The organism is Paraflavitalea sp. (assembly GCF_059502485.1).
In genome coordinates, this window is the sequence record NZ_JCACET010000010.1 from 1,799,107 (window position 1) to 1,821,580 (window position 22,474).

Genomic DNA, 22,474 nt, shown 5'->3' on the forward strand with positions numbered 1-22,474 from the left:
GCTGCGCGTAAATATATTACAGGTTAGCTGTTAGCGTCCTCCGCTAAACATTCTCACAAAGAATTTATAGAAATCCCCGCTTTGATAAATGTACACTGCCATAGCGGTGAATGAGAACATAAACCAGGCAATGATGGCAAAAAGAGCCACAAAGAATGACTTGATGCGCTGCCCCGCAGTTGTCAACTGAAAGAATCCATTGTAACTCCAGCACAGGTATAAGGTCTGCAGCAACATGCCTATCAGCGGCAACCAGCTTGCTATAGCAGTACCTTTGAACAGGCCCCGCAGAGGAAAGATAATCAGTGCAAATAAAAGGTTGCTGAACACTACAAACATCATATTGCCAGTAAGATGTTCAGCATAATTAAACCCACGACGATAAAAGAACATCCAGGAGACGAGGGCTATTAGCGGTACTGCTACCATGGCCACGATATTGGCCTTCTTTTCCATGAAATGCTTGACGTTATTGCCCCGGCGGAGCATGTCGACATACTGCTGTTTTCCTTCAGCTGTCGGTATACGAGCCAGCACCCGCTGATCGGGCTCCTGTTCAGGGGCACTTTTCACAAACATAGCATCAGCCAGCACATAGATGCCCATGACGATGAGGAAGAAGGTAAACGGGTTGAAGTAAGCTTTACGCTTGCCTTGTATATATTCCCGGGCTGTGGCGCCGGGCCTGGTAGCCAACGACTTAAGGAGGTGAAAAATACCTTTATCCGTGTGGGTGAAAGCATGGAAAAACTCATGCAGGAAATGGGGTACGGAGAAGCGGTGGATAGCAGCTTGTTGCCCACATTGGCTACAATAACGCTGTTCCGGCTGTAAAGGCGTATTACAGTTTAAGCAGTTGGTTGAATGCATGGGTTGTTTTGGTTGCCACCGAATGTAAGCAAACTTTCCTTATTTTCATTTATATGCCACGTTACGATTTTACCACTTTGAACGATAAAGATTTTGAGGAGCTTGCCAGGGATCTCCTCAATAAAAAGTTCTCCTTTAATCTTCAAAGCTATAAAAGTGGACGGGATGCAGGTATAGACCTTCGTGACTCCAGTTCAGCCAATCCAAATAAAACTGTGGTGCAGGTAAAGCACTATTATAACTCAGGTTATAAAGTGCTGCTAAGAACGTTAAAAAAAGAGGTGGCCAAGGTCAGTAAGCTTAAGCCCGGCCGGTACTTTGTCGTTACTTCTGTGCCGTTATCTGCTGCTAACCAAGATGAAATCAAAGCACTGTTTAAGCCATTTATAAAATCCGCAGGCGATGTCATTGGCAACGAAACCCTGAACGCCTGGCTTGGCGAATACAAAGAGGTAGAACAGGTGCATTTTAAACTATGGCTGTCCAGTACTGAGATCATCAATAACATTATCAATAATGCTGTCACCGGGCGCTCCAGCTACTATATAGATTGGATAAAGGACCGTATCCGTTATTATGTACCTACGCAAGCTTACCACAAGGCTTATGACCAGCTCCTAAAGAACAAGATACTTATTATTACCGGGCAACCTGGCGCCGGAAAAACGACGTTGGCAGACATGCTTTCTTTTCGAATGCTGGCGGAGGGTTATCATTTATTCAAAATTGAATCCATTAAAGAAGCTGAAGAGAATCTATCCCGTTCGCCAGATCAAAAGCAACTTTTCTATTTTGATGACTTCCTGGGAGCCATTCATCTTGACCTGGCGATGAATAAGCATCTTACCGACGCTTCGCTCGATCAATTCTTCAGAACAATACGCAAATCAAGCAATAAGTTATTTGTACTAACCAGCCGGACAGTAATCCTTAACCAGGGGCTTGAAACCTATGAACGATTTCGGTATGCATTTCTGGACCGTGAAAAAACAGAGCTTTCAATCAATGAGTACTCAGATCTGGAACGTGGTAAAATATTGTACAATCATATTTATTTCCATGGTTTGCCGTCCGATCACGTTGCAGTTATTAAACAAGATGGCTTTTTCCTGGAGATCATCCGGCACGGCAATTTTAATCCAAGGGTTATCGAATTTGTCACTAATCCAGCACGGCTGGAAACTATACTTATAGATGATTATAAACAATTTGTGCTTAATACCTTGGCGAATCCGGCAGATATTTGGAGGTTTAGTTTTGAAAAACAGTTGAATGATGAGGAGCGGTTTTTATTATTAGGTTTATTCAGCCTCCGCTTTGGGCTCCCCGTCGATGAAAGTTTAGTACAGGAAATTTATGAAAAAAGACTGCAATATGAAATCGCAAACCATAATCACCGCCTTTCATTCGATTCTTTTCAGAAAGCTATGAAAGTACTTGTCAACGGGTTTATTAGTCGACAAATCTCAATAGAAGGTAGAAATCCTATTGCCAAAGTAGCATTCATTAATCCTTCCTTGCAGGATTTCCTACGATTCTTTTTGGCTTCATCTGTCCACGAGCGCGTGCGTATGATTGGTTCATTTTCTTACATTGAGCAGGTCGAACGATTTGTCTACATGTTCATGAATACCGGTTTCACGACAAAAGAAATTGATATACTTGAGAAGCTTCTATTAGCTGATACACTTTTTACTTATGAGTTTAAATATACTGTTACAGATAAACAAATCCGATGCTTCTGTCTTATCTCAATAATCTCACCGGGTAATAAGGCAGCATTACAGGCTTTGGAAAAAATAGACTTCAATAATTTTGATTCTGCCGAAAAACATTCACTTGTTGAAACACTCGACAATAGTATTAACAACCCAGATTTAAAAAAAATTATCCAATTGAATTTTGACCAGCTAATCATGGTAGCATTAAGAGAAATAAGCGGTCATATTGATATACCATCCTTTTGCCAGTTGTTTAACAAGTATGAAAGGGATCTGGCAGCCTTTTTTAGCAATGAAGAGCACATTGAGGTATTGAGATCAAGGTTCCACATGTACATTGAATTTAAAATTAGTCTTATTAAGTCCGACTTTTTTTATCGGGAAGACATAACGGGAGCATATACAGCGATAACTGAATTCATACGTGATCAGACAACCATCATCGAAAACGAGTTGCAAGGTTATTTCAAACTTGATTATGCTATTCCGGATGAATATGAATGGATGCGGGAAAATGAAGATGAGTTTGTTTCTATTGTAGAGCGATATGATGGCTATGTTGAGTCAGACGAAGAAATAGCCGAACAAGAGGAGGAAGAGGAAATACGAGCAATCTTTGAATAAGGTACAGCTGATTGCCACCATGTCCCTCTGGTCATGCGGCTCAGCTGACCCGCCGGGCACCAGCTATCAACTATGCCCCTTTTACCAGCAGCCCGGTCAATCACCCTTATTCAAGCCCGGACACCCTATAACGCCCTATATCCAGCAGCCTACAGAGGCACTATCCCCTGTCTTTCAACGGTTTTCCCCATTTAATGCACCGTCTTCAACAAACACCTGTTCGTCTGGATTAATCATATTAACTTTGCACCCTCTTTGAAGGGTTACCGTAAGGTTTGTTGGTCGATTCCGAGGTAGTCTTTTATCCTTACACCTCCCCTTTCCCGCGGTTGCTCCCAACAATTGAAATTAGAAATTAATACTATATATGAGTCTGTTCGAAAAGCAAAACTCCGAATTTATCCGTCGCCATATTGGCCCCCATGAATCCGAGACCCGGCAAATGCTGAAAACGATCGGGGAGCCCAGTGTAGAGGCGCTGGTTAGCAAAACTGTTCCTCCTGCTATCCGCATGAACAAGGCGCTGAATATTCCCGCCTCCATCAGTGAAAATGAATACCTGCATTTACTGAAAGAAATCTCCCTGAAGAATAAGACTTACAAAACTTACATTGGTCAGGGTTATTATGACAATATCGTTCCCAGTGTTATCCTGCGCAACATTTTCGAGAACCCAGGTTGGTATACACAGTACACGCCCTACCAGGCCGAGATCTCTCAAGGCCGCCTCGAAAGCCTGCTGAACTTCCAGACCATGGTAAGCGATCTTACCGCCCTGCCGCTGGCCAACGCCTCGCTGCTGGACGAAGCTACCGCTGCTGCTGAAGCGATGACCATGTTCTTCAATACACTGAACAGGGACCATGATCACATCACCCGTCCTAAGTTCTTTGTAGATGCAGCCACCTTCCCACAAACCAAAGATGTACTGGTTACCCGCGCTATACCAGTAGGTATTGAAGTAGTATTTGGCGATTATAAGACTGCCACTATCGACAAGAGCTATTTTGGTGCGCTGGTGCAATATCCCAATGACAAGGGTTCTATCGAAGACTACCGCAGTTTCATCAATAAAGTACACGAAGCGGAGGCTTACGTGGTAATGACTACCGACCTGCTGGCGCTCACCCTGCTGACACCTCCCGGTGAACTGGGTGCTGACGTAGCCTGTGGTTCTGCTCAACGCTTTGGCGTTCCGCTCGGCTATGGTGGTCCACACGCAGCCTTCTTCGCTGCCAAAGATGAGTTCAAACGCAATATCCCCGGCCGTATTATCGGTGTGAGCATCGACGCGCAGGGTGACCGTGCGCTCCGTATGGCGCTGCAAACAAGAGAGCAGCACATCAAACGGGAGAAAGCAACTTCCAATATTTGTACGGCACAGGCATTGCTGGCCAATATGGCTGCGATGTATGCTGTATATCATGGCCCCGATGGCCTGAAGGATATCGCCAAGCGCGTTACCGTAATGGCCAACGCTATGGCAGAAGAGCTGGAAGCTGAAGGTTATGAGGTACTGCACGATAACTACTTCGACACCATAGTGATCAAGGTAGAAGATAGTGCGGCTATCAAGGCAAAAGCTGAAAAGGCGGAGATCAACTTCCGTTATTATGAGAATAACCTCATCGGTATTTCTCTGGACGAAAGCACTACACTCAGCGATGTACTGGATATCCTGTTGTTGCTGGATCAACCCAATGACCACAGCGTAGCTGGTTTCAGCGTAAGTGAAGATGCCGGCCTGTATCACCTGCCTACCGGCTTAACGCGTACTTCTCCTTTCTTAACGCATCCGACGTTCAACTCGCACCACAGTGAAACGCAGATGATGCGTTATATCAAGCAACTGGAAAATAAAGACCTTTCGCTCAATACTTCCATGATCTCCCTGGGTTCCTGCACCATGAAGCTGAACGCAGCGAGTGAAATGATACCCCTTAGCTGGGCACACTGGAGCAAGATCCACCCCTTCGCCCCCAAGGATCAGACACAAGGTTATCAGCAGATCGTGGATGAACTGAGCGAATACCTTTGCCAGATCACTGCCTTCGACGCGTGTAGTCTGCAACCCAACAGTGGCGCCCAGGGCGAATACGCTGGCCTGCTGGTAATCCGCGATTACCATGAAAGCCGTGGTGAAGGTCACCGTAATGTGATGTTGATCCCCATTAGCGCCCACGGCACCAACCCTGCCAGCGCTGTAATGGCCGGTATGAAGGTGGTTGTGGTGAAAGCGCTGGAGAACGGTTATATTGATGTAGAGGACCTGAAAGCCAAAGCTGCTCAGTACAGCAAGGAGCTTTCCGGTATCATGATCACCTACCCCAGCACGTATGGTGTATATGAAGAGACGGTAAAAGAGATCACTGATATCATCCACCAACATGGTGGTCAGGTATATATGGATGGTGCGAACATGAATGCACAGGTTGGTTTAACGGCTCCGGGCCTTATCGGCGCCGACGTTTGCCACCTCAACCTGCACAAAACCTTCGCTATCCCTCACGGTGGCGGTGGTCCTGGCATGGGTCCCATCTGTGTGAAGCAACATCTGGCTCCTTACCTGCCCGGCCACGTGTCACTGAATTCCAAAGGTGCTGTATCTGCTGCTCCTTATGGTTCTGCCTCTATCCTGCTCATCAGCTATGGTTATATCCGCATGCTGGGCCAGGAAGGTACTAAGATGGCTACTGAATATGCTATCCTCAACGCTAATTATATGCGTGCAAGGTTGCAGGAAGAATATGAGATCCTTTATACCAACCACAATGGCCAGTGTGCACACGAGTTTATCGTAGACCTGCGTCCTTTCAAGAAGTCTGCCGAGATCGAAGCGGAAGATGTGGCCAAGCGTTTGATGGACTATGGCTTCCACGCTCCAACCCTGAGCTTCCCTGTACCAGGCACGATCATGATAGAGCCTACAGAAAGTGAAGACAAAGCCGAGCTGGACCGTTTCTGCGACGCTATGTTGAGCATACGTGATGAGATCCGTGCCATTGAAGAAGGCAAAGCTGACAAGAAAGACAATGCCCTGAAGAATGCTCCCCATACGCAGTATGTGATCACTGCCGATGAGTGGAAACATGCTTACAGCCGTCAGCAAGCAGCCTTCCCGCTGTCGTATATCCGCGCCAACAAGTTCTGGCCTTCTGTAGCCCGCGTAAACAACACGCATGGTGACAGGAACCTGATCTGTACCTGTGAGCCGGTTAGCTCGTATGCAGAAGTGGAAGCACAATAGTGAATGGTGAATTGATTTATATCATTGCCCAATAGCAGAAGCCCTCCGTTTATAGCGGAGGGCTTTTTTAATGTGGTTGATGAAGACGAAACGCCCGGCCGGAGCGTTTACAGGGAAGCGTATGATGTTTTTTCTGTATTTTACGATCCAAACCCTGACCTGAGATCACTATGTTCCTTAATGTGCCCGTCAAAACCCAATTCCTTTGTTATATCCTATTGCTTGGTTGCCTGCTGTGCCATACAGTGCAGGCACAGGACACGCTCCAACAACCTGTTCGCGCTGAGGAATTACGTATTTATAGCGAAAGCATTAACTTTTCCGGCAGAGAAGCTTTACAGAAAAGCCGTATGGAATTCCGGGTAAATGCTGCTACCTGCAAAGACAGCTCTTATCAAAAATTGTCCTGGGCAGATAACCATCAGTTTTCCATGCATGGCGGCTCTACCAAACTACGGGATGGTAGTATCATAGCAACAGGGAGTGTTTGGGATAAAGCAGATACCTGGCGGTTCTTTGGATTGATCGTAAAATATGATAGCCTGGGCAATGTTGTATGGGCAAAAAAACTGCGCGGCACCCTCAATTTTGACAACCCTATTCTTAAGGTCATGGAATTAAGTGATGGCAGCATCGCCATTGCAGGTAATTATAATACCGTAAATCAGCAATACGATACATGGATAGCCAAACTGACGAGTACAGGCGACCTGATATGGGCGAAAAAATTTCGTACATCGCTGACTAATTGTAATACTTCTGGCTTTACACAAATTAAATCGATGGCAGAAGGCAGCAACGGCGATATACTGGTAGCAGGTACGGTGGTGTATTGTCCTACCGGTATTGCGTTCCGGCTCGATGCTTCCGGCAATATGGTATGGAGTACGGCCTTCAAACATATGAGTAACCACAGCTGGGCCGATGGTATATTTTTTGCCAACAATGAAGTGGTGGTAATGGGCAGGTCCGGCACCTCCTTTGAATATGATCTGGTGACGAATATGACCTTTCTGCGTCTCAATTATCAAACGGGCGCATTGCTGGGCGAACGTTCTTATAAACAGGAAGGCACAGTATCCTCTACCAACTACTGGACACAGTTTTCGGGCTATGATATCATCACGGAAAGACTGAACAATGGTCATTACGTGATGGCAGGTTTCGTATCGGACAGGAATATTGTCCGGCCGGCAGAAACCAATTATTTTGCCGTCATAGAATTCGATAGCGACCTCAACTATGTGGCAGGCTATCTCATCAGTACAACTGTTGTAGATAATATCACCAGCTACGACCACATCAGCATAAGCCCCAATGGCCAGATCAACTTCGGTATTCACTATCAGGTTAACAGTACGCAGAAAGATCTTTTTATGGCTACCATAAAGGATGGCCAGTTCCGGAAGCAGCGAAAAATATCGTATACAGATGTTACACTTGTTAATGGCTCTACTTTTCTCTCATTTGGCGATAACTCGATAGTACACCTGCAGAACTATTATGCACCTAATGAACCCCAGAGCTATATTGAATTTGTGAAAATGCACAACAGTGATACTTCCGGCTACGCAACCTGCATGGGTATCGATACGAACTTTGCCAGGCTTACGCCACTAAAATATGTTCCCCATACCAATAGATGGTCAGGGCTTCTTACCAACCAGTTCCAGGAAATACCTAATGACATCTATGCGGATCCGCTGGATTTTTATACCCGGGATGGTTGCGTGCAGCAAAGCTGGTGCGATACACTGAAGGTACATGGACCTGATACGCTTTGTACAGGCCAGCAACCTATTGTGTTGACGGCTTTCAAAAACAGGGAGTGTGGCAGTTGGGTGAATTGGCAGTTGCCAGATACTTCGGCCCTCAGCAAGGTGACTTACCTGAATGATACTACGGTGAGCTTTGAGATAAAATCTACCTGGGAAGGAAAGATCTATGCCGCTATCGATGGCCGTTGCAATGCGCAGGCGGATTCTATTAAGATCGCCGTTCTGATATCTCCCGACAGGATCGACCTGGGTAAGGATACCTCCCTGTGTCCTTCCAACACCTTACAATTAAATGCCCGCAAAGGCTTTCTTTCGTATCGCTGGCAGGATGGATCAGCCGATTCCGTTTTCCTCGTACAGGCTCCCGGGAAGTACTATGTCACTGCCCAAAATGCCTGTGGCATAGAATATACCGATACGGTGGTAGTGTCGGCCGCTCCTCCTATTCCGTTCGATCTGGGCGCAGCTGTGAGCAAATGCAATAAAGACTCTGTAACGATTACGGCGCCGGCAGGCTTTTTAAATTACAGCTGGTCGCCGGCATATAATGTAACCAGCACTGCAGAACAAAAACTCACCGCCTTTCCTGCCGTCGATACGATGTATTATGTCGCTGCAGAGAAATCGCCAGGCTGTTTTGCCTATGACTCCATCCGCATTGCAGTTCATCATTCGCCTGTTATTTCATTGGGCAGGGATACCAGCTTTTGCCGGGGCGACAGTATTGTATTGAATGCAGGCGCAGGGTTTCAATCTTATACCTGGAACACGGGCGCCTCCTCTTCTTTTATTACTGCGAGGAATGCAGGTTCTTATATTATCAGGGCTGTTGATTACAATAACTGCCCTGCTGCCGACACGTTAAGGGTGCTCAACGTATATGCGCTTCCCGTAAGTCAGCTCAATAAGGACCCATTCTTATGTACCGCCTCTTCCCGGCAATTGACGCCCGGCACTGGCTTCTCCAGCTACCAGTGGCAGGATGGTTCTTCACAGCCACAGCTAACCGTTTCTGCCACAGGTACCTACTGGGTAAAAATTACAGATGCCAATCAATGTTTCAGTAGTGACACCACCATCATCAACACTATACTTCCGCTGCCGAAAGGCTTTTTGCCTATAGATACGGTGTTATGCGCTTACTCCAGTATGAACCTCAAACCTTCAGAAAGCTTTAGCCGTTATGCCTGGAGTACCGGTGCTACCTCCTCCTCGATCACGATCGCTCAAAGCGGCGTCTATAGGCTTACGGTAACCGATCAATTTGGCTGTCAGGGAATGGATACCATTACCATTCTGCCGAAAGAATGCCTGAAAGGCCTATTCTTCCCCAATGCCTTCTCACCCAATGGCGACAGGAAAAACGATGTATTTAAGCCTGTTGCGCATGGTCTTGTGGTGAAATATGAATTAACCATTTACAATCGTTGGGGACAGCGCATCTTCTCCACGGGGGATGTTCATAAAGGCTGGGATGGAACAGTTGGCGGTTTGCCGCAGGATACCGGTGGCTATACATGGACCTGTACCTGGCAATTGGCAAACGAACCGGTCCAAAACAATAGAGGCATGCTCATGCTGGTACGATAGCCAGTACCTAAAAAAACTTCTCGGCTGTAAGGCCAAAGTTCACCAGCAGGTTTTCCCGGTCGGTGCGGCTGAGTTTATTATAGGTGACTGCGGCTGTAAGGCTCAACCATGATCGCAGCTTTACGGATAGCGAAGACACCGAACGGATGATATAATCATCGAAGCGTTGTAAGGAAGGCTGCCAGAAATGCATGCCTTCCAGCACCACCAACTTGTTTACATCCCACCTGTATTTTATACGCAAAGAGTTTCGTACTGTCTGGTAAATATCCTGCTCACCGGTAACCAACTTCAGGTCGCTGGTCTCATACAATAAGCCATCGCTTATCACCAATTCAGCCGCTTCCTTATTGATAAAATTATACCCAATGCCGCCGCCGGCCTGGAACTGGTAATCGATCTTCAGGGAGTAACTGGATGTGAAGGTGGCCAGTGCCCAGTAATACAGCCGCTGCTTGTCCTTCAGGTAATCCAGGTTCAGGGCCGTGGTAAAGTCGTTGTTGGTAAGCCTGCTCCCCTGCCGGCCATAGATCCAGGCATTGCTGCTGTTGAGACTGAACTTTTCCTTATTGACCTGGAAGCCGAGCACATTGTTCAACACAAAGGAGCGGGCATCGTTTGTTTTGTTGATGATGCCTGTGGTTGAATACTTCACATGGTAATGCGTGGAATCATTAAACTGTCCACGGGCAGCAGCACAACTCAATAACAGGCATATGGTAAAAAAAGTAATTCGCTTCATAATAACCCTGGTTGCACAGCAACATAAATGCCATTCCTCAATTCAACAAATCTTATTGTCAATTCAGGCAGTGCAGGCTTGATGGCGGCCGTGTGGCGGGATTACTTTGCGCATTCATTAATCAATAAGCATAAAGTATTAGCCATGCGTAAAGTAGTTTTCATTATCGGAACGGTAGCCACGCTCCTTTTCAACAGTAGCTGCGACAAAGACAATGATAGTAAGGGTCAGGCAAAATCGTGTAACCTGCCCAGCAGCCCGGCCCCTGCAGGCGCTGCCGGCGGATGGGTACGGGGTCAGGCTTCATCGACCATTGTAACGGATGCCTATAATGGCAAATATGTGGGCACCGGTTTCAAAACCGGCCAGTACCTGAAGTTTGATGCCAATGGTAAGAATGCAGAACTGACACTCCTGGTAGACGGGGGTTATTATAGCGGTCTGCAATCAGTGACCAGGATGTATGGTACTGTGGTATTCGACGAGAATGCTCAAACGCTGGAGTTTAAAGTATGCAATGCCTGGTACAAAGGATGGACAACCGGTAAACTGACCGTTGACCGGGCTGCTACAGACAGTGAGGTGCAGGGTATGACCAATAACAACAAGTTTTTCTTTACTTATGATCCGTCTTCCAATTACCCGCTTGTTCTTTATTTCCAATCGCTGCCGGTAGACGACGACCATGCCAATAGTTTCAGGAGAGATTAGCGCTTAGGTGTCAGCTTTTAGGTATTAGCCATTAGCGTTAATAGAAAGAAGAAGCCGCCTCTGGTATTACCGGGGCGGCTTCCTCTCATGTAGCAGTTGGTTCTGATCTTTCCCTCATTGGGGATGTTATAACAATGAAATTCCATTCTGCCTGAAGTTCACGCAAAAGGGATACTCACGGGCAATAGCGTTCAGGCGTTTAATCGTTTCCTCATCGGGAGGTGTAGGGGTGGTCTTGCCGGCAGACGTTTTTGGTTGAGTCTTGATTTTCGCTGCCTTTCCTGTGCCGGTTCCGTCGGCAGGGAGGTAATTGTAATGTAGCTTTTTCATGCCATCAGATTTTATAGAGTGAACAGAGAATACTGAACAGGTTGATTATGCACACAGCACTATCCTTGCACAGTTTTCAGTTAAGGGGATGCGGAAGCAAACGTTGGGCAAAAAATCGGAACTTTAAATATGGCAGGCGCTCAATGTTGACGGAGAAAGAGATAATAATTCGCTACGATTCATTCGATCCCTTCAAAGATAGTCAAAAAAGAAATCGTTCGATCACACAAATAAAAAAATCCTGCGCTTTTAATGTGTATTATTTACCTGACAATGAACTCTTTTACAAGGTTTGCTCTATTAAGGAGTGAACCGTTCCAAACGAAAATCTGACCACCATCACGTATTGATCAATTTTCTCCCGGCTTCACCGCCATAAAAAACCATTGGCACAAGATTTTTGTTGTGTTTTGTAAACGCAAGACCATGGCAAAGAAAACCGCGGGCGCCCAATCAGGCAAATTAAAAGATACCAACCCACAACCGGCAACCAAGTCAAAAGCTTCTTCCAGTGATCTGCAAGACTCGCCACAAGACGAGGCAAAGCTGCAGGGTGACGAGGCCACGCTGGACCTGCCCGAGGTGAAAGACATTCCCGGCCAGGAGCATGTGCGGGTGCCGCGCATGCGTGAGTTCCAGGATACCACCATTTCCTCCGATGATGAAGAGGGTGCAAGTATATTGGATGATCCGCAGGATGAGGATATCATTGCCGACAGGGGCTCCAATGTCTCTGCCGAAGAAGCAGCTCTGCTACAGGAAGCAACAGACTATAACTCCGATGAGGATGATAAGATCATACGGGCCAGCGCGCTCGACAGCACCGACGAAGATGGCGACCCACTAAATGAACGGGGATTCCGCAATGCTTATAGCGGTGACGACCTGGATGTGCCCGGCAGTGAGGACGATGATGCCGATGAAGAAATCGGGGAGGAAGACGAGGAGAATAATGCCTACAGTGTTGATGAGGAGAATGAAGACGATGAAAGGGAATAATTTCTGCTAATATGATATTGGATTGGGAAACTGCTTTGATCCGAATAGGTATTGCCGTACTTATCGGGGCCCTTATTGGCGCCGAGCGGGAATATCATGATAAATCCGCCGGTCTGCGCACGCTGACGCTTATCTGCGTGGGCTCCTGCCTGTTTACACTTATATCCCTGCTGCTGACCAATGGCACTGCCGACCGGATTGCTTCTACTATAGTGACCGGCATCGGCTTCCTCGGCGCCGGCGTGATCTTCAAAAGCGAGCAGGGCGTTAATGGCCTCACCACCGCTGCCACCATCTGGGCCACCGCCGCCATCGGTATGGCCGTTGGCAACGGATTGTATATTGTAGCCTCGGCCACGGCGCTGTGTGTACTGATCGTCCTATCACTCTTCGTTCACCTCGAACCGCTTATCGACACTTTTCACAAAGAAAGAACCTATACCATCGTAAGTATTTACGAACCCGACATTTTGCAGAAGTACGAGGCGCTGTTAAAGAGTTATGGTCTCACCTGTGCCAAGCAAAGGCGGGCAAAGAAAGGAAAGGAACTGCATTTCAGGCTCAAAATAAAAGGTGGTAAAGCAGCCCATGACCGCTTTATCGATGCGATGCTGAAGGACGAAACGGTTATCAATTTCGAGTTTTGACCTCCTCCTCTATTTGACTTATCCCCTGCTTTCGTCAACTGGTCATACAGATCGGCCAATTCATGCACTACAGGCAGGGAAAGAACTTAACCGGTTTTTAATATTGTCGCTGCAATCAATTTAAAACCGGTTATTATGGAAAATAGCAAGTATTATGGTTATGCCGGAAACGGCAATGGGAAGAAGATCCTTTTTGCCTGTGTGCCTGCCGATGGACATTTCAATCCCCTCACGGGGCTGGCCATGCACCTGAAAAGCATTGGGTATGATGTAAGGTGGTATGCCGGCGATGCCTATGAAGAGAAGATCAAAAAGATGGGCATGCCCTGGTATCCTTTTCAACGGGCGCTGAACCTGAATGGCGACAACGTGAATGAGTTGTTTCCCGACCGGGAGCAACATAAGAGCCAGATCGCTAAATTGAATTACGACCTGATCAATGTATTCATATTACGCTCTACAGAGTATTACGACGACATCCGGGAGATCTATCAAACATTCCCCTTCGACCTGATGATCGCAGACGTTACTTTCTCTGCTATGCCTTTCGTGAAAGAGAAGATGAATATCCCGGTGATCGGTATAGGCATTGTTCCCATCACACAAACTTCAAAAGACCTGGGGCCTGCAGGATTGGGACTTACACCTGCCACCAGTTTCTTTGGCAGGCGCAAGCAGGACCTCATGCGTTTCATCGCCGACCAATTCATCTTCCGCAAATCCAATAAGGTGATGCGCAAGATATTCAGGGAGTATGACATCGACCCCGGACCTTCCAATGTATTCGACACGCTTACCCGCAAGGCTACTTTGATGCTGCAAAGTGGTACGCCGGGCTTTGAGTTTGAACGCAGTGACCTGGCCAGCAATATTCGCTTTATCGGGCCTTTACTGCCTTATACATCTTCGCGCGAACGCAAACGCTGGTACCATGAAAAGCTGGAGCAGTATGATAAGGTGATCATTGTGACGCAGGGCACTGTAGAGAAAGATCCTGAGAAAATCATTGTGCCCACGTTGGAAGCATTCAGGGGCTCTACCAGCCACCTGGTGATTGCTACTACTGGTGGCTCAGGCACCGCTGCCTTGCAACAAAAGTATGCTGCCGACAATATCATCGTTGAAGATTTTATTCCTTTTGATGATGTGATGCCTTATGCCGATGTATATGTTACCAATGGAGGATATGGTGGTGTACTGCTGGGTATTCAACATTTACTGCCACTGGTGGTAGGTGGTATCCACGAGGGCAAGCTGGAGATCAATGCACGGGTTGGCTATTTCAAGCTGGGCGTTGATATGAAAACAGAAAAGCCCACGCCTCAACAATTAAAGGAGAGTGTACTGGAAGTATTGTCGAACGATATCTACAAACAACAGGTGAAGAAACTGGCGGCAGAATTCAACCGGTACGATCCGCATCTGCTTTGTGAACAATATGTAGCAGAAGTGTTGCAAAACAATGTGGGTTCATTGGGAAGCAAGTCAATGGCCAATAGCAAGACGCTGGTCAGCAATTAAAATACCATTAAAACCACCACCAAATACAAAAGGGTGAGCCACGTAGGCTCACCCTTTCAATTTCTTTATATACAAAGCTTAGTTGGCTGCTCTTAATACGCCCAATCCGAGGGCATTGGAACCTGTACCGCCGGGGTTACCTGCCAGGTAGAAGGTATAAGCGTTGCCTGCCAGCAGGTTCACATCGTCTAATTTAGCAACAACACTATCAGTTCCGCCGCTGGTTTTTACTTTTACCTCAAACTTGTGGTAGCCTGCTGTAGATGCTGTAAATCCGTTATAGTAATCACTGAACTCATTATCAGCCAGTGAGCGCTGAGAAAATATCTTGTTATTATCGACATACAAGTCTACCGGTCCCAGGTCGTTGATACCGGGGCTCAGTTGCCAGAATCTAAAGAAAGGTTTATCAAGCGTAAGATCGGAGAAGTCATCCTCGATTACCATGGCGTTTACATTAGATCCTGAGGGTTCGTTGAATAATACCATGGAATAGAAACCCAATGAATCGAAACGCGTAAAAGGTATGCCGGCTACTATGCTGTCTTTGGTGCTCTTTTTGAACTTAACGACAAAGTTGCCCGTATTTACAGGAGAATAAGTTTGTGATACACCACCTGCATCAAAAGTACCGGATACCAGGGTATCATTAAAGTAGATCTGCACCGCCACAGCCGGTGTTTTGGTAGCTAAATGCAGCATCGATACGTAAGCTTTAGCAGCCTGCCGCTGTGGTTCACTTGTCTTCAAGCAGCCCGTTAAGGTAACACCCAGCAAAGCTATCGCGCTCCATAAGAAAATATTTGCCTTACTCTTTTGCACAGTTTTACTTTTTTATCTTAATAATTAGGGTTGACGAACAGCACTATATCTACAGGATATCACCGCACAATATTAGGAAAGATTGCCGGCTTTGGTGCAAAGGTTTTCCTGTAGGCTATTAAGACAATTTACGATGGATTTTCGTTGCACCGCTGTACGCCCCCTGGCAAAAGTAAGGGCAAGGCCTGAATGCAAATGGCTCTTTAACAAGGTTTTCTGATATTATTTACCTGTTTTGACGAGTTTTTGAATGATCACCGATCCCGGGTACATGATCCTTGCCATATAGCTGCCTGCCGGCAAGGTAGCCAGTGAAATACTATGACTGCCAGCCACTGCCTGCTCCAGGTTTTCATGGTGCACTACGCGGCCCATATTATCAAGTATCATGACAGAATGCGGTTTTTTACCGGTAGCCCATTTAATCCGTACGACATCCGAAAAGGGGTTGGGAAACAGGGAGATCGTGGAAGGATTATTTTCCCGTGCGAGCGTTGGCCGGGACGGGCTCTCCTCCGCAGGTAGTAGCGCCACATCGGCGCAGCTATTGCAGGCAGAAAAAATATGCGCTGTCGGTATTCCCCAGGCATTGGGCTTGTTGGTACCTCCGGTAGCTGAGGAATGCGAACTACTCAGGCAAATCAATAACTTGGGATCATTGGTCAGGGTATCGGTCAATTGCGAAAACTGGTATACCGATACGCAAGCCATGCCGTAAGGTACCGAATAGGCATCTTTTACTTTATTGATAAGAACGGTTTGCTTCACCTGACTTCCCTTTCCGAGGCACACACTACCAGCTACCGCGTTGTTGTCGGTAATGATACCATGAAACTCTGCCAACCCATTATTTACAAAGTAAGAAAAGGGGTTATTGATCACGAAGTAGTTGAAGGCACGGCACGAGGAAGCAGCCGTTACATTCATCAGGATATTGGGCTTTGAAGCGGTGGCATTGGGCCCTTCAAAAGTGATATTGGAAGTGATCTCAAACCTTCCATGGTTATAAACAGCACAGTTGCCCCGCCAGATCATACCACTTCCTCCCCCACCGGCTGTGAGTTTGGCGCCTGGCCTGATCACGATGGTGCCAGAGTCCATGTTCAATACATTAATGGTAAGTTCTGTACAAACGATGAGGGTACCGCCGCGAAGCGTAAGCTGGTTAAAAGTAGCCGGCGCTCCATAATGCCATTTTTTTGTGCCGAGCAATATCGTCTCGTTATCGGAGACGGTTGCTTCATTACCTACACAGGGCTCTACGGGTGGCGCAACGATGCATTGGCTAAACGCAGGTTGATACAATAGTTGCAGAAATGCAACGCTGATAAGCATAGCAAGGGCACGCATGGGAATAGGGGTTTGAGGGTTTTTATGCAGGATATCAGGTTCTCAAACAAAATACCCCATGCGCCCGGTGCCTGAAAGCGAATCCGTTTAAGCTGAATGATTAACGGGTCGAATTGCACAAATTACGTAGTGAACTTACTGCCCCAGCCACCGTTTAAACTCGTTTACTTTTTCCCTGCTCACCAGTATTTCTTTTTCCATGGAAGGATCGAGGAACAGTTTTAACCGGTTGCCAAAGTAAGGATGGATCTGCTCCACGCTTTTAAAAGCAATGAGTAGTGAACGGTTGATGCGGAAGAACAGTTGCGGATCGAGCATCGATTCCAGCTCCTCCAATGTATACTCCACCAGGTACTTTTGGCTATCGAAGGTTTTGAAAAATATAAAGCGCCCTTCGGAGAAGAAATAAGCGATGGTAGTTGTTTCGATAGAAGCAAATTTCTGTCCCTGCCTTACCAGAAAACGGGTTCGCCAGGCAGTTTGTAAAGTAGATGTTGCAGTGGTTGCTACAGCAGCTGTTGCTTCGATGGCTTGTTCCGGCAATTGCAATGTAGTAGTATAAGCTTCTTCCTGCACGCGGTTCATAAAAGCTGCCGGTAGGAGATGTTCAAGATGGCTGATGCGGAAAGCGTAGAATGTAAACTGGTCAGACTGTACTGTGAAAATAACGGTAGCGTTGATCTTACCGCTCGAGAGGTCGGCGATCTGGTGTTCTTTCACGGCTCTTTCACTCATCAAAATAATATCCGGAATACCATGCTGCTCCAGCCAATGGGCGGAAGCAAAAATAGCAGGGATTGTTCCAATGATGTGGATGGAGTGATCGATCTTTTTCAAAGCCCGTTCTAATAACCTTACAACGCGCTTTTCCCCTTCCACGACTAATACCTTCATGATTCTGCATTTTATCGGTTGAGAAATACGGTACTTTCAACAGCCGGCAAATGTAGAGAACCCCATAGCGGTAAAAAGAGCGAACGTTATAGACAGTTAATCAGAAAGAATAAACCGAATGAATTAACGGATGAACCGTATTAGTTTTTTATAGCAGTTTTAGAAACTTTTCTTTATCCAGGACTGCAATGTAGCTGGTTTCCAAGCTCCTGGAACAATGATACGACGAATGGTATGCAGTGGATCATTGAGGTCGCGCTTGCCTGATAACTGGAAGGCTGCTATCATGCCGCGTTGTTTCAATTGTGGAATGGCTTGTGGGTTCCATAGACCAAATGGATATGCAAAATAATTAACGGGTTTACCGGTAATAGTTTCCAGCTGTTTAGATGGCTTCTCGATCTGTGTCACCCAATCCTGTCCCTGGTATTGTTTTACATTATGATGATCCCAGGTATGTGAGCCAATGATATTTCCCTGATCGGCCAGGTCCTTGATCTGTGTTTTGCTCATGTAGTGAGGTCTTCCGATCGATACGGTCATTACAAAGAACACACCTTTGAATCCGTACTTATTCATCTCAGGCAGTGCCACAGTATATTGCTCCAGGTCGGTATCATCGAACGTAAGCATTACAGGTTTGGATGGAAGTGCAGCCCCGGTGGTGAGGTAAGCATATAACTGATCGGGCAGGATGGTATGGTAGCCACTATCCGCCAGCATTTTCATCTGATCGCGGAAAGCCTGCACCGGTACAATATAATTCTGTGCTGTTTTGGAATCGGTATCCCTCCATTCGCGTATCTGGTGATAGCAAAGGATGGGCACTTCACGGCGGGCCATTACTTTAGCCGGGTCTACAGGAACTGCAGTGGCTGGAGTTGGCGTGGCAACCGGTTTAGGCTCAGCCGGAGTTTCGGTCTTTTCAGCGGCAGCAGCCGGAGGCGGCGCAGCGATAGACACCGTAGTGCCGGGTGTATTTTGACAACTGTAAGCAAAAAACATGCAGATTGCTACAGAAAGATTCCTGGCAGAAAAATGGAGGGCTGTGGTTTTCATAGCGTTTAGGGAATAGGTAAGCTTGGGTTTTATAACGGCAAACTTAGGGTTTTGTTGTCTGATTCTGTAAGCAAATACGCGCTATTTTCGCACCGTTATATATGCAGCTAAAAGATTACTATAAAATACTGGAAGTGACACCGCTGGCCACCCAGCAGGAGATCAAAAAGTCGTTCCGCCAGCTGGCGTTGAAATACCACCCGGATAAAAATGAAGCCTCCCCTCTCTCGGAGGCTATGTTCAAAGAGATACAGGAAGCCTGGGAGGTATTATCGGACCCTAAAAAGCGGGAAGAATACAATTACAAACGCTGGTTCAACCGCAGCATCGGCGGCGGTTATACTGAACGTCCGCTCACGCCTGACGCTATCCTGGCATCTGCCCAGCAGTTGAAAGACTACGTGGTATCGATGAACATTTTCCAGATCGACTTCGATGCCTTGAGCTTTCATATCCGGCAGTTGCTGAGTGATAGTAATATCGGCATCCTACACCAGTTCAACGACGTATCCACCAACCGCACCATCAATAAAACCCTCTTGCAAGCTGCTGAGCCCTTACCCTTAAAATACCTGCAGCCTATCGCGCTACTACTGGCCAAACTGGCCGGCAACGACGAGCCCATCATCCGCGCCATCGATCATGCCGTGCAACAAAGAAAGCGTCGCGACCTGTGGGAGAAATACAAATGGGTGGCGGTAGTAGTAATCACCGGCCTTATCTGCTGGCTCATGTACAAGGTTGGTAACCAGTAGGCTTAGGATTTAGCTGTTAGGCATTAGCTCTTAGCTGCCCTTTTCTTCGTGTCTCAATTCATAGCAAAGAAATTACAATTCGTTCAATCCCGCATTGCTGCTGCATTTGATGGGGCATACCTTTGTTCAACTTTCACCCCCACTCATCGTTATTCATCCTGTGATCATCCTGCCCGTATCATCACCTGCTGCAAGCTATCAGTAACCTGCAGACAGATATTTATTTGAATTTAAAACTTAAACGCAATGAAGAAGAAGCTGATGCTTACGGGCATCATGGGCTTGCTCGTGGGCGCCATCGTGCTGGTAGATGCCAGTTGTACAACACAAGCAGAAAAGAAGGCGGATGTGTTGCCGCAAAGCGCGGCGCTTACGCACGGAGAACTGGTAACACGGGGTAAGTACCTGGTAACTGTGGGACTTTGCAATGATTGTCACTCTCCGAAAAAGTTTGGCCCACATGGCATGTCGCTGGATGAAGAACGTTTATTGTCCGGCCACCCGGAAGGCAGCACTATTCCGGCAGTAGATGCCAAATCACTTAAACCGGGAGGCTGGGTATTATTTTCAGGTCATCTTACCGCTGCTGTGGGTCCCTGGGGCATCAGTTATTCCGCCAATCTTACGCCTGATTCCACTACCGGTATCGGCGCATGGAGTGAAGAAACCTTTGTAAAGACCATACGTACCGGTAAGCACCTGGGCCAGGAAGGTGGCCGTCCTATTTTACCACCCATGCCCTGGGAGTTTGTAGGGAAAATGACCGATGAAGACCTTAAAGCCGTATATACTTATTTGCAGTCATTGCCTCCTGTGAAGAACCGGGTACCTGCACCTGTACCTCCTGCAGAAGCAGCCAAATTGGCGAAGTTGTAAGGGGCAATTTAAAAGGTACATCCAATAAAGGCATCCCCGTAAGGATGCTTTTTATTTTTATTTAAGATCAGTACATGAGCCGGCGCAGGTCTTCCGTATAGCTGCGGCTAACCTTGAGGGAAACATTGTTGGAAGTGACCACCTGTATGCCATTGTCTTCCCGGTATACTTCTTTGATGTGATTGATGTTGACGATCCAGGAGCGGTGAATGCGTATGAAGTGCCGGGGGTCGAGGCGCTGCACGATCACACCGATGCCATAGTTGCTGAGGTATTGTTTCTTTTCGGTAAACAGGCGGGTATAATCTCTTTCTGCTTCGAGGTAGATGATATCGGCCGTTTGTATGTTGGTGAGCTTGCTGCCACTTTCTACCAGTATTCTTTCTGAATAGGTGGTGGCCGTATAGCTCGCCTGATCGACAAGGGTTTTAACCGCTTCCATGGAAGCGTTGCCCGATCTCAATAAGACTTTGGATACTGCCTGCCTGAACCTTTCCAATGTATAGGGCTTCAACAGGTAGTCGATGGCGTTGGAGTCGAAGGCTTTGAGGGCATATTGATCGTAAGCGGTAGTAAAGATGATCTGTGGCACGTGCACGATCTGCTGTATTACCTGGAAGCCACTAAGACCGGGCATCTGTATGTCCAGGAATATCAGATCGGGTTCCAGCCGGTTGATGGCTGTAACGGCTTCCTGCCCATGGCTGCATTCACCGATGATCTGCAACTCTTCAAAGGCGGCAAGGTATTGTCGTATTACCAGCCGGGCCGCATCTTCATCATCGATGATCAATACTTTCTTTGTCATGATAGTCTATAAGGGTATGTAAAAATAAGAGGTGAACCCGGTAGGCATATTGGCTTGCACAAACAGTTCTTCGTTGTATAACCGCTGCAACCGCTGGCGGGTATTTTTCAGTCCGATACCTTCTGCACGTTCCAATTGCAGCCAATCGCCTTTAAATCCTGCTCCTGTATCGCTGATCGTGATCTTTGCATACTGGCCCTCCCGTATACAGGATATTTTAATAGTGCCTCCGCTGATACTGCCCCCGATGCCATGTTTCACCGCGTTTTCTACCAATGGTTGTAACAACATAGGTGGTATCAGTATTTGCAATACAGATTCGTCGGTATCGTATTCAACTTTGAGCCGCGATTTGAACCGGTGCATTTCCAGCTCGATCCAGGTATGAATGAAATCCAGTTCTTCTGCCAGTGTTACCTCATGTTTTTGGGTGCTACGCAGTGCATACCGGAAAGTATCGGCGAGACGTGCGATCATTACCCGGGTGGCTTCCATTTCAGGTGGCACAGTAGCACTAATCGAGTTGAGGGTATTGAACAGGAAGTGGGGTTGTATTTGCGCCTTCAAGGCATTTACTTCGCTTTGATAGGCCAGGGACAGCAACTCTTTTTCTTTTTGCAGCTGCCGCTGACTCTTTAGCCAGAAGTTATACGCGTGCATGATACCAAACTGTATGAGGTAAAACAGGAATGGCAGGTAATAGGCAAACCAAAAGCTATAGACACCCCGTTCTTTATGGGTTATGATCATGATCACACTGCTTTCTACCCAACACCGGATGTATAGAAAAACGGCTGCGCAAGCGATGTGGGCCAACAGGATCAAGGTGAGTGGGCGGTCTTTCAATTTGCGGAAGATGATCCACCAGATGGGCAATGTAAGCAATGCCTGCACGCCAGCTCCTATGGAAATATCTGTCAGGATTGCTTTATCGATCCCGGTTGCGGGCGCGCCAAACTTGATGGAGATAAGCGCATAGTAGTAAATGATCCCGTACAGGATGAAAAATAACAACCAGAGCAAAAATTCCTTCAGGCTGATGGTCCAGATGATCCGTTTAGCTAATAGCCGCTCCCATGTGTTGCCACTCATACTATAAAAATACCCTATCCGGGATGCCGGGCAGGAAA

The 22,474-nt window shown here is 47.0% G+C and carries 18 protein-coding genes; 9 read left to right on the plus strand and 9 right to left on the minus strand.

All coding sequences use genetic code 11. The features are described 5' to 3' along the window. Positions 1-30: 30 nt before the first annotated feature. Positions 31-870 (minus strand): DUF3667 domain-containing protein, encoded by an 840-nt coding sequence (locus tag AC5JBY_RS24395; RefSeq protein WP_495907281.1) that lies wholly within the window; start codon positions 868-870, stop codon positions 31-33. 53 nt (positions 871-923) lie between these two features. Between AC5JBY_RS24395 and AC5JBY_RS24400 the strand changes: the two genes are divergently transcribed. The 3 genes from AC5JBY_RS24400 (at position 924) to AC5JBY_RS24410 (ending at position 9,830) form a co-directional block, all read left to right on the plus strand. Further along, positions 924-3,215, plus strand: coding sequence for an nSTAND3 domain-containing NTPase (locus AC5JBY_RS24400; protein WP_495907282.1), 2,292 nt, complete (start codon positions 924-926; stop codon positions 3,213-3,215). Between the two features lie 367 nt (positions 3,216-3,582). Further along, positions 3,583-6,462, plus strand: a complete 2,880-nt coding sequence (gene gcvP, locus AC5JBY_RS24405) for an aminomethyl-transferring glycine dehydrogenase (protein WP_495907283.1) — start codon at positions 3,583-3,585, stop codon at positions 6,460-6,462. A gap of 350 nt (positions 6,463-6,812) precedes the next feature. Then, on the plus strand, positions 6,813-9,830 hold the full coding sequence (locus AC5JBY_RS24410; protein WP_495907284.1) for a T9SS type B sorting domain-containing protein: 3,018 nt from the start codon (positions 6,813-6,815) through the stop codon (positions 9,828-9,830). 7 nt (positions 9,831-9,837) lie between these two features. Here the strand turns inward: AC5JBY_RS24410 and AC5JBY_RS24415 are convergent, their stop codons facing one another. Further along, complete coding sequence (locus AC5JBY_RS24415; RefSeq protein ID WP_495907285.1) at positions 9,838-10,572, minus strand: DUF481 domain-containing protein; 735 nt, start codon at positions 10,570-10,572, stop codon at positions 9,838-9,840. A gap of 144 nt (positions 10,573-10,716) precedes the next feature. Between AC5JBY_RS24415 and AC5JBY_RS24420 the strand changes: the two genes are divergently transcribed. After that, complete coding sequence (locus AC5JBY_RS24420) at positions 10,717-11,283, plus strand: hypothetical protein (protein ID WP_495907286.1); 567 nt, start codon at positions 10,717-10,719, stop codon at positions 11,281-11,283. A gap of 126 nt (positions 11,284-11,409) precedes the next feature. Here the strand turns inward: AC5JBY_RS24420 and AC5JBY_RS24425 are convergent, their stop codons facing one another. Beyond that, complete coding sequence (locus AC5JBY_RS24425) at positions 11,410-11,613, minus strand: hypothetical protein (RefSeq protein WP_495907287.1); 204 nt, start codon at positions 11,611-11,613, stop codon at positions 11,410-11,412. Positions 11,614-12,039: 426 nt separating this feature from the next. Between AC5JBY_RS24425 and AC5JBY_RS24430 the strand changes: the two genes are divergently transcribed. The 3 genes from AC5JBY_RS24430 to AC5JBY_RS24440 all read left to right on the plus strand — a co-directional run bounded on the left by AC5JBY_RS24430 (position 12,040) and on the right by AC5JBY_RS24440 (position 14,780). Further along, positions 12,040-12,612, plus strand: coding sequence for a hypothetical protein (locus tag AC5JBY_RS24430; RefSeq protein ID WP_495907288.1), 573 nt, complete (start codon positions 12,040-12,042; stop codon positions 12,610-12,612). An 11-nt stretch (positions 12,613-12,623) separates the two neighbouring features. Next, positions 12,624-13,259: an MgtC/SapB family protein gene (locus AC5JBY_RS24435; RefSeq protein WP_495907289.1), complete on the plus strand. Its 636-nt coding sequence runs from the start codon at positions 12,624-12,626 to the stop codon at positions 13,257-13,259. A gap of 135 nt (positions 13,260-13,394) precedes the next feature. Further along, positions 13,395-14,780: a glycosyltransferase gene (locus tag AC5JBY_RS24440; RefSeq protein WP_495907290.1), complete on the plus strand. Its 1,386-nt coding sequence runs from the start codon at positions 13,395-13,397 to the stop codon at positions 14,778-14,780. A 78-nt stretch (positions 14,781-14,858) separates the two neighbouring features. Here AC5JBY_RS24440 and AC5JBY_RS24445 read toward each other — a convergent pair whose 3' ends face one another. From AC5JBY_RS24445 to AC5JBY_RS24460, 4 genes are all read right to left on the minus strand, one after another. After that, the gene (locus AC5JBY_RS24445; RefSeq protein WP_495907291.1) at positions 14,859-15,530 is read right to left on the minus strand and encodes a DUF4397 domain-containing protein; all 672 of its coding nucleotides are present in this window, start codon (positions 15,528-15,530) and stop codon (positions 14,859-14,861) included. Positions 15,531-15,824: 294 nt separating this feature from the next. Continuing rightward, the gene (locus AC5JBY_RS24450) at positions 15,825-16,952 is read right to left on the minus strand and encodes a T9SS type A sorting domain-containing protein (protein WP_495907292.1); all 1,128 of its coding nucleotides are present in this window, start codon (positions 16,950-16,952) and stop codon (positions 15,825-15,827) included. 135 nt (positions 16,953-17,087) lie between these two features. Then, the gene (locus AC5JBY_RS24455; protein WP_495907293.1) at positions 17,088-17,846 is read right to left on the minus strand and encodes a LytR/AlgR family response regulator transcription factor; all 759 of its coding nucleotides are present in this window, start codon (positions 17,844-17,846) and stop codon (positions 17,088-17,090) included. A gap of 159 nt (positions 17,847-18,005) precedes the next feature. Next, complete coding sequence (locus AC5JBY_RS24460; RefSeq protein ID WP_495907294.1) at positions 18,006-18,905, minus strand: polysaccharide deacetylase family protein; 900 nt, start codon at positions 18,903-18,905, stop codon at positions 18,006-18,008. Between the two features lie 101 nt (positions 18,906-19,006). Here AC5JBY_RS24460 and AC5JBY_RS24465 point away from each other — a divergent pair, with 101 nt between their 5' ends. After that, on the plus strand, positions 19,007-19,660 hold the full coding sequence (locus AC5JBY_RS24465) for a J domain-containing protein (protein ID WP_495907295.1): 654 nt from the start codon (positions 19,007-19,009) through the stop codon (positions 19,658-19,660). A 246-nt stretch (positions 19,661-19,906) separates the two neighbouring features. Next, complete coding sequence (locus AC5JBY_RS24470) at positions 19,907-20,536, plus strand: c-type cytochrome (RefSeq protein ID WP_495907296.1); 630 nt, start codon at positions 19,907-19,909, stop codon at positions 20,534-20,536. Between the two features lie 67 nt (positions 20,537-20,603). On the opposite strand, the gene AC5JBY_RS24475 is transcribed toward AC5JBY_RS24470, so the two are convergent. Both AC5JBY_RS24475 and AC5JBY_RS24480 read right to left on the minus strand, forming a co-directional pair. Further along, positions 20,604-21,344, minus strand: coding sequence for a LytR/AlgR family response regulator transcription factor (locus AC5JBY_RS24475; protein ID WP_495907297.1), 741 nt, complete (start codon positions 21,342-21,344; stop codon positions 20,604-20,606). Positions 21,345-21,350: 6 nt separating this feature from the next. Continuing rightward, positions 21,351-22,436: a sensor histidine kinase gene (locus AC5JBY_RS24480; protein ID WP_495907298.1), complete on the minus strand. Its 1,086-nt coding sequence runs from the start codon at positions 22,434-22,436 to the stop codon at positions 21,351-21,353. Positions 22,437-22,474: the final 38 nt, after the last annotated feature.